Annotated in this window: 12 protein-coding genes and 1 pseudogene; 6 read left to right on the top strand and 7 right to left on the bottom strand. The window is 64.3% G+C overall.

Annotated features, from left to right (window positions below; translation table 11 throughout):
• Positions 1-381: SAM-dependent methyltransferase (locus DCO45_RS21195; protein ID WP_243419447.1), on the bottom strand; the 381-nt coding region annotated here is incomplete at its 3' end.
• Here DCO45_RS21195 and DCO45_RS21190 point away from each other — a divergent pair.
• The 3 genes and pseudogenes from DCO45_RS21190 to DCO45_RS21180 all read left to right on the top strand — a co-directional run.
• Positions 372-818 carry a YraN family protein gene (locus DCO45_RS21190; protein WP_116927666.1) on the top strand — a complete coding sequence of 149 codons (447 nt, stop codon included), beginning with the start codon at positions 372-374 and terminating at the stop codon, positions 816-818. The genes DCO45_RS21195 and DCO45_RS21190 overlap by 10 nt on opposite strands.
• Before the next feature lie 188 nt (positions 819-1,006).
• Complete coding sequence (locus DCO45_RS21185) at positions 1,007-1,606, top strand: SIS domain-containing protein (RefSeq protein WP_116927665.1); 600 nt, start codon at positions 1,007-1,009, stop codon at positions 1,604-1,606.
• Positions 1,606-2,202: pseudogene (locus DCO45_RS21180) on the top strand (BON domain-containing protein); the annotation flags it as partial. The gene DCO45_RS21185 and the pseudogene DCO45_RS21180, both read left to right, overlap by 1 nt.
• A gap of 281 nt (positions 2,203-2,483) precedes the next feature.
• Here DCO45_RS21180 and DCO45_RS21175 read toward each other — a convergent pair.
• The 4 genes from DCO45_RS21175 to DCO45_RS21160 all read right to left on the bottom strand — a co-directional run bounded on the left by DCO45_RS21175 (position 2,484) and on the right by DCO45_RS21160 (position 6,459).
• Positions 2,484-3,410 (bottom strand): NAD(P)-dependent oxidoreductase, encoded by a 927-nt coding sequence (locus DCO45_RS21175; RefSeq protein ID WP_116927664.1) that lies wholly within the window; start codon positions 3,408-3,410, stop codon positions 2,484-2,486.
• Positions 3,411-3,486: 76 nt separating this feature from the next.
• A complete protein-coding gene (locus tag DCO45_RS21170; RefSeq protein ID WP_116927663.1) occupies positions 3,487-4,623 on the bottom strand; it encodes a PilT/PilU family type 4a pilus ATPase in 1,137 nt (378 codons plus the stop codon).
• A gap of 73 nt (positions 4,624-4,696) precedes the next feature.
• The gene (locus tag DCO45_RS21165) at positions 4,697-5,305 is read right to left on the bottom strand and encodes a cyclic nucleotide-binding domain-containing protein (RefSeq protein ID WP_116927662.1); all 609 of its coding nucleotides are present in this window, start codon (positions 5,303-5,305) and stop codon (positions 4,697-4,699) included.
• A gap of 110 nt (positions 5,306-5,415) precedes the next feature.
• A complete protein-coding gene (locus tag DCO45_RS21160; protein WP_021027363.1) occupies positions 5,416-6,459 on the bottom strand; it encodes a type IV pilus twitching motility protein PilT in 1,044 nt (347 codons plus the stop codon).
• Positions 6,460-6,542: 83 nt separating this feature from the next.
• Between DCO45_RS21160 and DCO45_RS21155 the strand changes: the two genes are divergently transcribed.
• The 3 genes from DCO45_RS21155 to DCO45_RS21145 all read left to right on the top strand — a co-directional run bounded on the left by DCO45_RS21155 (position 6,543) and on the right by DCO45_RS21145 (position 9,012).
• Positions 6,543-7,271: a YggS family pyridoxal phosphate-dependent enzyme gene (locus DCO45_RS21155; protein ID WP_116927673.1), complete on the top strand. Its 729-nt coding sequence runs from the start codon at positions 6,543-6,545 to the stop codon at positions 7,269-7,271.
• A gap of 105 nt (positions 7,272-7,376) precedes the next feature.
• The gene (locus DCO45_RS21150) at positions 7,377-8,513 is read left to right on the top strand and encodes an aminotransferase class V-fold PLP-dependent enzyme (RefSeq protein WP_116927661.1); all 1,137 of its coding nucleotides are present in this window, start codon (positions 7,377-7,379) and stop codon (positions 8,511-8,513) included.
• Positions 8,514-8,595: 82 nt separating this feature from the next.
• Complete coding sequence (locus tag DCO45_RS21145; RefSeq protein ID WP_116927672.1) at positions 8,596-9,012, top strand: FKBP-type peptidyl-prolyl cis-trans isomerase; 417 nt, start codon at positions 8,596-8,598, stop codon at positions 9,010-9,012.
• Between the two features lie 58 nt (positions 9,013-9,070).
• Here the strand turns inward: DCO45_RS21145 and DCO45_RS21140 are convergent, their stop codons facing one another.
• Positions 9,071-9,673, bottom strand: coding sequence for a zinc-ribbon domain containing protein (locus DCO45_RS21140; protein ID WP_165841247.1), 603 nt, complete (start codon positions 9,671-9,673; stop codon positions 9,071-9,073).
• A gap of 27 nt (positions 9,674-9,700) precedes the next feature.
• Positions 9,701-11,320 (bottom strand): nitric oxide reductase transcriptional regulator NorR, encoded by a 1,620-nt coding sequence (gene norR / locus DCO45_RS21135; protein WP_116927659.1) that lies wholly within the window; start codon positions 11,318-11,320, stop codon positions 9,701-9,703.
• Positions 11,321-11,438 lie beyond the last annotated feature (118 nt).

Here is an 11,438-nt window from a genome sequence, read left to right as displayed (position 1 = left end):
CGCGCGCGCCACGGCCGCCGCCAGGCGTGCGCCCGGGTCGCTGACGCCGGGCGTGCCGGCATCGCTCACATAGGCAATGCGCTGGCCTTGCTGCAGGCGGTGGATGACCTGCTCGGCCGCCTCGGCCTCGTTGTGTTGGTGCAGCGCAATCAGCTGGCCGCCCGACTTGCCAACGCCATAGGCGCGTAGCATGCTGTGGGTGTGGCGGGTGTCCTCGCAGGCGACGGCATCGGCCAGCTCCAGCACATGCAGCGCGCGCAGGGTGATGTCGGCCAGGTTGCCGATGGGCGTGGCCACCACATACAGGGTGGACGCAGGGTAGTGCTGGGTGCCGGCTGCAGCCTGGGCTGCTTGCAAAGCGGAGGTGAAAGATGCAGACACCGTGGAAGATCCTTGAAAAATGGCGCGGCCAGGGCCCGTCTGCTGCATCGCCCGGCGCCACCAGCGAAGGGGCAGACAACAGCAAGCTGCGTGGCCAGCAGGCAGAAGATGCCGCGCTCCATTATCTCCAACAACAGGGGCTGCGCCTTTTGGCGCGCAATTACCGCACGCCCGGGCGCGGCGGCGGCGAGATCGATCTAGTGATGCAGGAGCGCGATGGTACCGTCGTGTTTGTCGAGGTGCGCCAGCGCCAGCACAGCGGCTTTGGCGGTGCGGGCGGCAGCATTGGCAGCAGCAAGCAGCGGCGCATCATACTGGCCGCCCGCCACTACCTGGCCAGCCTGCGCCAGCAGCCGGCCTGCCGCTTCGATGCGGTGCTGGTCGAGCAGGAGATCGTCTGGCTGCGGGCGGCCTTTGATGTGCCAGAAGGGGGCTAGGGCCCTCTGCAAAATTCGCTGCTTGGTCTGAACGCGGGCTCGGCCGATCCGCGCCCATCCCATGGGGCGAGGGTGGTGCAAAGGGCCCTGAAGCGCGCAGTTGCTGGGCTTTGCATGCGCATGGGGACTGAGAAAAGTCATCATCCCGACCCAAGGGGGAAACCGGCCAAGGTTATCATCGGGCCTCCATGCTTGAGCAACACATCCAACAGCACTTTATCGATAGCGCCGATCTCCACTACCAGGTGTCACAGGAGATGAGCGAAAGCGTCGCCAGCGCGGTCTACGCGCTGCTCGCCTGTGTGACCAGCGGCAACAAGGTGATGTGTTGCGGCAATGGCCTGTCCTGGGCGCAGGCGGCGCAATTTGCCGCCATGTGCGTCAGCGGCATGGAGCGCGAGCGCCCCGAGCTGGCGGCCCTGGTGCTCGACAACGATGCACTGGCGCAGGCCCAGCTGGGCAGCAGCCTCACGCCCGAAGGCCTGCCGCAGGCGCTGGCGCGCCAGGTGCGAACTTTGGGCCAGCCTGGCGATCTACTGCTGGTCATCAGTGCCGATGGCCATGACAGGGCCCTGTTGGGTGCGATCGAGGCGGCGCATGAGCGCGACATGTCGGCCGTGGTGCTGACCGGTCGCACCGGCGGCCTGCTGGCCAATGCCTTGAGCGAAACCGATGTACTGATGCGCGTGCCGCATGACCGCAGCACCCGCGTGCGCGAGGTGCACCAGCTGGTGCTGCACTGTCTGATTGACGGAATCGATACCCAATTGTTAGGAGAAGAGGAATGATGCCTGTGTCTTGGAAGCGATTGACCCTGTGTCTGGTGGCGACCGGCGCCGTCGCTGGGGCCGTGTCCGGCTGCGTTCCGCTGGTGATCGGCGGCGCTGCCGTCGGCGGCACGGTGATGGCGATCGACCGCCGCACCGCCGGCATCCAGGTGGAGGACGAGAGCATTGAGATGCGCGTGGCCAGCGCCATCCGCGAGCGTGCCGGCAATGACGGGCATATCAATGTCACCAGCTACAACCGCCAGGTGCTGCTGACCGGTGAGGCGCCCAACGAGGCCTTCAAGCAAAAGGCCGAAGAGGCCGCCAAAACCGCGCAGAATGTGCGCTCCGTCGTCAACGACGTGGGCGTGATGTTCAACTCCAGCCTGTCGCAGCGTTCGACCGATACCCTCATCACCGGCAAGGTGCGCGCGAGCATCATCGACGCCAAGGACCTGAGCTCCAGCGCCATCAAGGTGGTGACCGAGCGCAATGTGGTCTACCTGATGGGCCGGGTGACCGAGCGCGAATCCAAGCGTGCGGCCGAAATCGCACGGGGCGTGGCCAATGTGCAAAAGGTGGTGCGCGTGTTCGAGGTGATCAGCGAGGAAGAGCTCAAGTCGCTCAGCAACAACCGCAGCACCGGCAATGCCGCCCCGGTTGTCAACGACAGCAGCGCATCGGCCATCACCACCCAGCCTGCGACCGTGGTGCCCGCGCCTGCCGCCGCACCGGCAGCGCCTGCGGCAGCGCCGGTGTCAACGGGCGTGACCACCTCGCCGGTCAACACCACGCCGGTGCAGCCGCTCAACGATGGTTTCACGACCAAGCCCTGATCTGCACAGATCCTCCAGCAAAAAGGCCGCATCAGCGGCCTTTTTGCATGGGGTGATCCGTTTCAGGCCTTCTTGCCCAGGCGGGTGATCAGGCTGGACGTATCCCAGCGGTTGCCGCCCGATTGCTGCACATCGGCATAGAACTGGTCGACCAGGGCTGTGAGCGGCAGGCGCGAGCCGTTGCGCTTGGCCTCGTCGAGCACCAGGCCCAGGTCCTTGCGCATCCAGTCCACGGCAAAACCGAAGTCGAACTTGCCCTCGACCATGGTCTTGCCCCGGTTTTCCATCTGCCAGCTTTGCGCTGCGCCCTTGCTCACCACGTCCAGCACCTGGGGCATGTCCAGGCCGGCATTCATGCCAAAGGCAATCGCCTCGGACAGGCCTTGCACGACACCGGCGATGCAGATCTGGTTGACCATCTTGGCCAGCTGGCCCGCGCCGCTGCTGCCCAGCAAGGTGAAGGCGCGCGAGAACGCCATGGCCACCGGCTTGACGGTGTTGAACACCGCCTCGTCACCGCCGCACATGACGGTGAGCTGGCCGTTGACCGCGCCGGCCTGGCCGCCGGAGACGGGTGCATCGATAAAGTGCAGGCCCTGGGCCTGGGCGGCGGCATAGAGTTCACGGGCCACATTGGCCGAGGCGGTGGTGTGGTCGACAAAGATGGCGCCGGGCTTCATGCCGGCCAGCGCGCCATCGGCGCCCAGCACAACCGAGCGCAGGTCATCGTCATTGCCCACGCAGCAGAACACGATATCGGCGCCGGCAACGGCTTCGCGCGGCGTGGCGGCATGGCGGGGCGCCTTGGAGCTGGCAAATTCGTCGCACCAGCCTTGCGCCTTTTTCGCAGTGCGGTTGTAGACGGTGACCGCGTGCCCGGCCTGGGCCAGGTGGCCCGCCATGGGGTAGCCCATGACGCCCAGGCCCAAAAAGGCGACGTTCAGGGAAGGGGTGCTGTCATAGCTGCGTGCTTGAATACTCGATGCCATTGCGGTGACTCCAAAAAGAGCGGCACCCAAGGCGGGCCTGGGTGCCGTGTCGCTGAAAACCCAAAACGCTGACAGCTTAAACGATTGTCAGGTGCTCCGTGCCCTCGGCCAGGTCACTGCGCTTGGCGCGCTGGCTGCCCAGCTTGATCTGCAGGCGCAGGTCGTTGACCGAGTCGGCGTTGCGCAGCGCGTCTTCGTAGGTGATCATGTTGGCCTCGTAGAGGTCAAACAGCGCCTGGTCAAAGGTCTGCATGCCCAGGTTGCGGCTTTTCTTCATGATCTCCTTGATCTCGCCCACTTCGCCCTTGAAGATCATGTCGGAGATCAGCGGCGAGTTGAGCATTACCTCGACGGCGGCGACGCGGCCCTTGCTGTCCTGCTTGCTCAAAAGGCGCTGCGACACCAGACCGCGCAGGTTGAGCGACAGGTCCATCAGCAGCTGCGCGCGGCGCTCTTCGGGGAAGAAGTTGATGATCCGGTCGAGCGCCTGGTTGGCGCTGTTGGCGTGCAGGGTGGCCAGGCACAGGTGACCGGTTTCGGCAAAGGCCACCGCGTGCTCCATGGTTTCGCGGTCGCGGATTTCGCCCATCAGGATGACGTCGGGCGCCTGGCGCAAGGTGTTTTTCAGCGCCGCTTCCCAGTTGTCGGTGTCCAGGCCCACTTCGCGCTGGGTCACGATGCAGTTCTTGTGCGGGTGGACAAATTCCACCGGGTCTTCGACGGTGATGATGTGGCCGTAGGAGTTTTCGTTGCGCCAGTCGACCATCGCCGCCAAGGTGGTGGACTTGCCCGAGCCGGTGGCGCCCACCATGATGCACAGGCCGCGCTTGGTCATCGCCAGGTCCTTGAGCACCTGGGGCACGCCCAGGCCGTCAATCGTTGGCAGGGTCAATGGAATGGTCCGCAGCACGAGGCCCACATGGCCTTGCTGCATGAAGGCATTGACCCGGAAGCGCCCGATGCCCGAGGGCGAGATCGCGAAATTGCATTCCTTGGTCTTTTCGAACTCGGCGACCTGCTTGTCGCTCATGATCGAGCGGGCCAGCGTCAGCGAGTGGGTGGGCGACAGCGGCTGGCTGGAGACCTTGGTGACCTTGCCATCGATCTTGATGGCCGGCGGAAAGTCAGCGGTGATGAACAAATCGCTGCCATTGCGCTGCACCATCAGCTTCAACAGGTCGTTGATGAACTTACTGGCCTGATCCCGTTCCATGACAATCCTCTCTGCGCTCCGTTATTGTTGCGGATGCAGCAGAAGCGCCCTGGGAACGGCCGCCCTGAGGGGCTCAGGGCTCGATCCGGGCGCTGGTCTGCCGCAGCCGCGTGGAGAGTTTGCGCGTGAACAGGGCCAGCAAATAGGCGGCCGTGGACGCGTCCAACTCCATCATGGCATCCAGTGTATCGGCCTTCAGCACGGCCAGTGCACAGTCGGTGGTGGTGGTGCACGAAGAAAAACGCGGACTGCTGTCAAACAGAGACATTTCGCCCAGCACTTCGCCGGGGTGGGTGTCGGCCAGGTGCACGCTCTGGCCATTGGCGAGTTGCCGATCGACCCGCACCTGGCCGCTCAGCACGATCAGCAGGTAGTCGCCCAGCTCGCCTTGCTGGATCAGGGTTTGCCCGGCCGGCACCTGGTAGAACTCCAGGTACTGCACCATCTGGTCGATAAAGGGCGATTGCAGCATGGACAGCGCCGCATCCTGGGCCCAGACCATGCGCAGCGCGGTGGCCGGGTCGGCCGGGGCCAGCAGCTGGGCGTGGATGGCCTTGCGGCGCTGGCTCCAGAGCACATAGGGGGCCTCCGACGTGCTGGCCTGCTGGAAACCATGGAGGAAGAAGCCGGTGTCTGCCTCGGCGGCATCGTCTGCCGGGGATGCGGAATGCAAGCGGTTCATGGCCCAGGGTCTCCTTTGATCCCGCAAAGCATAAAGGGCACCCGCGGTACTGGCAATGACCGCTGGTGCCCTTCGTGCAACCGTTTGTCAGTTGCTGTTTGTCTAGGCTCTTAACCTGGGAAGTTTTCTGGCGTCTTCGCCTTGGCGCGGGCCTCGGCCGGGCTGATCACATTGCGGCGCACCAGGTCGGTCAGGTTCTGGTCCAGCGTCTGCATGCCCATGCTATTGCTGGTCTGGATGGTGGAGTACATCTGCGCGACCTTGGCCTCACGGATCAGGTTGCGGATGGCGGGCGTGCCCAGCATGATCTCGTGGGCGGCCACGCGGCCCTGGCCGTCCTTGGTCTTGCACAGCGTCTGGGAGATCACAGCCTGCAGCGATTCGGACAGCATCGCGCGGACCATTTCCTTTTCTTCGGCGGGGAAGACGTCGATGATCCGGTCAATGGTCTTGGCGGCGCTGGAGGTGTGCAGGGTGCCGAACACCAAGTGGCCGGTTTCTGCGGCCGTCATCGCCAGGCGGATGGTTTCGAGGTCACGCATTTCGCCCACCAGGATCGCGTCCGGATCTTCACGCAGCGCAGAGCGCAGCGCGGCGCTGAACGACAGCGTCTGCGGGCCCACTTCGCGCTGGTTGATCAGGCATTTCTTGGACTCGTGCACGAATTCGATTGGGTCTTCCACCGTCAGGATGTGGCCGTATTCGTTTTCGTTGAGGTAGTTGACCATGGCCGCCAAGGTGGTGGACTTGCCCGAGCCGGTCGGCCCGGTCACCAGCACCAGACCGCGCGGCTTGAGCGACAGGTCGGCAAAGATCTTGGGGGCGTTGAGCTGCTCGAGGGTCAGGATCTTGCTCGGAATGGTCCGGAACACGGCACCCGAGCCGCGGTTCTGGTTGAAAGCATTGACACGGAAGCGGGCCAGGCCTTCGATCTCGAACGAGAAGTCGACTTCGAGAAACTCTTCATACTGCTTGCGCTGGGCATCGCTCATGATGTCGTAGACCATCGCATGGACCTGCTTGTGGTCCAGCGGGTCGACATTGATGCGGCGCACATCGCCATGGACCCGGATCATCGGCGGCAGGCCTGCAGACAGGTGCAAGTCCGACGCTTTATTTTTGACACTGAATGCCAGCAATTGGGTGATATCCACTGCAGTTCCCTCGTTGTTTTGGTACGCTTTGCGTGCAAGGCCTCGTTGTCAACCAGTTCCAAGGCCGTGCATATTTTTACATTATGAGCACGATTCCCGAAAAAATTCAGCAGGTTCGCCTGCAAATCGACAACGCCTGTCGTGCCAGCGGCCGGCCCGAGGGCAGCGTGCAGCTGCTGGCCGTCTCCAAGACCTTTGGCGTGGACGCCATTGCCGAGGCGGCCGGGACCGGCCAGCGCGCCTTTGGCGAAAACTACATCCAGGAAGCGGTCGAGAAGATCCGCTACTTTGCCGAGCATGACAGCTGGAAGGACCAGGGCCTCATCTGGCACTGCATCGGCCCGATCCAGAGCAACAAGACGCGCCTGGTGGCCGAGCACTTTGACTGGGTGCATACGGTGGACCGGCTCAAGACGGCCGAGCGCCTCTCCGCCCAGCGGCCCGCGCAGCTGGCACCGCTGCAGGTCTGCATCCAGCTCAATGTCGATGGCGGCATCACCAAGTCCGGCGTCGCGCCGGCCGAAGCCGCGGCGCTGGTGCAGCAGATTGCGCAGCTGCCCCGGCTGCAGCTGCGCGGCGTGATGAGCATCCCCGATGTGCTGCCCGACTTTGCCGCCCAGCTGGCCGTGCACCAGCGCGTCAAGGCTGTGTTCGATGACATCGCCGCACTGGGCCTGCCGCAGCTGGCGCAGTGGGACACCATCTCGCTGGGCATGACGGCCGATCTGCAGGCCGCCGTTGAGGCCGGCTCGACGATGGTGCGTGTGGGCAGCGGCATCTTTGGCCAGCGCGACTACGGCAGCGCCCACTGAAGGGCCGCATCTGCCAGCCCGCCAGCCCCGCAGCAGCGCTTGAAGCTGCGTGCTAAGCTGGCCCCGATTGTTCTGTGTACCCCCTCAAATAGACAGGAGACCCCCATGCCAGGATTGCTACCCGACGTTGACCCCGATGGCCTGCTGGAGTTTTCGGTGGTCTACACCGACCGCGCGCTCAACCACATGTCGCACCGCTTTATCGGTGTGATGGGCGAGGTGCTGCGCATCCTCAAGACCACCTACCACGCACACACGGCCGTGATCGTGCCGGGCAGCGGCACCTTTGGCATGGAGGCCGTCGCCCGCCAGTTTGCCAACCGCGCCAAGGTGCTGATCGTGCGCAATGGCTGGTTCAGCTACCGCTGGACGCAGATTTTCGACGAAGGCGGCCTGGGCGGCAGTGCGGTGATCTGCAAGGCCCGCCCCCAGGGCACGGGCCCGCAAGATGCCTGGGCCCCATGCCCGGCCGAAGAAGTAGCCGCCGCCATCCGCAAGGAAAAGCCCCAGGTGGTGTTTGCCCCGCATGTCGAGACGGCCAGCGGCATTGTGCTGCCCGACGACTACATCCAGACCATCAGTGCCGCGGCGCATGAGGTCGGCGCGCTGATGGTGCTCGACTGCGTGGCCAGCGGCGCGATCTGGGTGGACATGCAAAAGACAGGCGTCGATGTGCTGATCACCGCGCCGCAAAAGGGCTGGAGCGGCCCGCCTTGCTGCGCGATGGTGATGCTGTCCGAGCGTGCGCGCAAGGCCATCGAAGATACCAAGAGCAGCAGCTTCTCTTGCGACCTGAAGAAGTGGATGCAGATTGCCGAAGGCTACGAAAAGGGCCAGCATGCCTACCACGCGACCATGCCCACCGATTCGCTGGTGCAGCTGAGCAAGGTGATGCAGGAGGCCGAGGCCTATGGCCTGGACAAGCTGCGCAAGGAACAGACCCAGCTGGGCAAGGAAGTGCGCGCACTGCTCAAGGCGCGCGGCTTTCCGAGCGTGGCGGCGCCAGGTTTTGAGGCGCCCGGCGTGGTCGTCAGCTTCACCACCGACCCCGAGATCCAGAACAGCAAGAAGTTCGCCAGCGTGGGCCTGCAGACCGCCGCTGGCGTGCCGCTGATGTGCGACGAAGGGCCGGAGTTCAAGACCTTCCGCATCGGCCTGTTTGGCCTCGACAAATGGCATAACGTCGATCGCACCGTGGGCCATCTGCGCCAGGCGCTCGATGGTTTGGGTATCAAGGGTTAACTTGTGTTTTTAACGTGTTCTGCGCCTGCTATCCGGGTGCAGAATGCTGGTTTTTCTGAAGAACATTGGATTGGATTTCGCCATGAAAGCATTGACCGCCAGCGCCCTGTTCGCTGCCATCGCCCTGACCGCCGGCTTTGCCCAGGCACAAAGCAAGCCTGTGACGACCAAGAGCGGCCTGGTGTTTGAAAGCATCAAGGACGGCACCGGCGCCAGCCCCAAGGCCAGCGACACCGTCAAGGTGCACTACAAAGGCACCTTCCCCGACAGCGGCAAGGAATTTGACAGCTCCTACAAGCGTGGTGAGCCGATTGAGTTCCCGCTGCAAGGCGTCATCCCCTGCTGGACCGAAGGCGTGCAGCTGATGAAGGTTGGCGGCAAGGCCAAGCTGACCTGCCCGGCCTCCATTGCCTATGGCGCCCGTGGCGCGGGCGGCGTGATCCCGCCCAACGCCACCCTGAACTTTGAAGTGGAACTGCTGGGCATCAAGGGCCAGTAAACGCCGCTACTCACAAGCTAAAAAGCCTCCGCGTCTTGCTGGCGCGGAGGCTTTTTATTTAGTCGCTTTTACTGTCAGTGGGCATCAATGCGTCCTTGTTGCGCAGCGCTTCCACCAAGGCCAAGGTGCCCGGGTAGTCCGGAATCAGCCGGAGCGCAGCATTTTTGAGCTGGCCTAAGCGATCACGACTCTTGAGCGTGCCTTGTGCATGCAGCGTTAGCGATGCATCGACCAACTGCTGCAACTCATCTGGGGTCGGCTTGGCAAGCAGAGTCAAAGCGGAATAGCGTTGAAACGCGCGTTTGGCGGCCATGCGCTGCACACGGCATTCGGGGCAATGCACGCAGTCGGCGTCTACGTAAAACTGCAACACTTCAAACCAGTGTCTTTGTTCGGCCGCAAAAAAGATGAAGGGACGTTTGCAGCTACGACAGGTTTTGCGCATGTCGACATAGCACTCGCGCGGGAAGATGCTGAAATTCTGCTTGCTGGTATCCGCCATCAGCACCGATTCTGGAAAAATCTCCTCGGATTTATAGGACCAATGGCACTGCAAAATGGCCTCTTCTGAGACGCCTTGCACATGCGATGGCATGGGTGCACTTCCATAGCGCGGGTGCGGTACAAAGTCAGTTGACTGGCTGTGCTTTTTCTTTTTCATGTGCCTCATGTGCGGATGCTGTCCGGCTTAGTGTCGTTCAATCCCCAACCGCTTGGCCAGCCGCTGTAGGTTGGCGCGGTCCAGTTGCAGCTCGCGCGCGGCGGCGGCCCAGTTGCCGTTGTGGCGGGCCAGGCTGGCGCTGAGCAGTTGGCGCTCGTAGCGCTCCACCTGGGTGCGCAGGCCCAAGGTCTCGGCGCTGGCTGTTAGCCCTCCGGCCACTTCGGCCATTTCGGACGCGCGCAGGGGCGCGATAAGGCCCGTTGCCTGCTGGCCGGGTGGCAGCGGTGCGGCGGCGGCGCCGTCCCACAGGTCCTCCTCGCCAATGCTCAGCATGCGCGGTTTGCTGCTGTCCTTGCGCTGGCCCAGGGTGCGGCTGAGCGCCTTGAGTACCGCGCGACTGATGCAGTGCTCCAGCTCGCGCACATTGCCCGGCCAGGGGTAGCGCAGCAGGGCGGCCTGGGCGGCGGCATCCAAGCGCAGGCCGCCCAGTTGCAGGCGGGCGCGGTTCTCTTCGAGAAAGCAGCCGGCGAGGACCAGGGTGTCGCTGTCCCGCGCGCGCAGCGGCGGCACCACGACGGGGTAGACGCACAGGCGGTGGTAGAAATCGGCGCGCATGCGGCCGGCCTGCACTTCGGCGGCCAGGTCGCGGTTGGTGGCGGCAATCACACGCACATCGACCTGGTGCTCGCGGTCCGAGCCCAGGCGCTGCAGCTGGCCGCTTTGCAGCACGCGCAGCAGCTTGGCCTGCACCGACAGCGACAGCTCGCCGACCTCGTCGAGGAACAGGCTGCCGTGCTGGGCCTGCTCGAACTTGCCGCGCCGCTCGCTCAACGCGCCGGTGAAGGCGCCGCGCACATGGCCGAACAGCTCGCTCTCGACCAGGTTGTCGGGTAGCGCTGCGCAGTTGATGCTGACCAGCGGCTGCGCTGCGCGCGGCGACTGCGCATGCACGGCCTGGGCGACCAGCTCCTTGCCGGTGCCGGTCTCGCCGGTGATCAGCACGCACAGGTCGCTGGCGGCGACCAGCGCAATGCTGCTTTGCAGTTGCCGGATGGCCGGGCTGGTGCCCAGGATCTGGCGGCTGCGATCCGCACCCGGGTTGCGCGGCGCCGGCGCGCTGGCGCTGCGTGCGGCCTGGGACAGCTGCTGCACGCGCTCGGCCGTGGCCACGGTGGCGGCAGCCAGGTTGCTGAAGGCCTGCAGCAGTTCGAGCGCATTGCCATCGGCAAAACGGTCGGGTTCCAGCGCATCCAGGGTCAGCAGGCCCCAGGCCAGGCCGCCGGTCTGCAGCACGCAGCCCATGCAGTCATGCACATGCAGCTCGCCCGGGGTGGTGATCAGGCCGTCATAGGGGTCGGGCAGGGGGCTGTCGGGCGCAAAGCGCATGGCCTGGCCGGCGGCCAGCAGCTGGGCCAGGCGCGGGTGCTCGGCCACCTTGAAGCGCCGGCCCAGGGTATCGGGCACCAGGCCATCAATGGCCACCGGCTCCAGCCATTCGCCGTTGAGGCGCAGCAGCGCCACCGCATCGGCGGGCAACAAGGTGCGCAGGGCCGCGAGCAGGCGGCGCAGGCGCTCGCGCTCGGGCAGCTCCTGGGCCAGATCGGCCACCAGTGGAATCACGGCGTGGAGGATTTTGGAGGATGTCAAAACGACTCGGGGTGTCAAAAACACAGCATTTAGGTGTTGTCAGTATGACTGCATGCATTGTGCAAGATATTGATATTCCACAAACCCGGTGTTGGCACGTTGCATGCATTGATAAAAC

Source organism: Comamonas sp. JNW (assembly GCF_003105075.1).
Lineage (GTDB): Bacteria > Pseudomonadota > Gammaproteobacteria > Burkholderiales > Burkholderiaceae_C > Comamonas > Comamonas squillarum.
The sequence above is the reverse complement of the archived record's forward strand: the minus strand, read 5'-3'. Positions and strand labels throughout refer to the sequence as shown.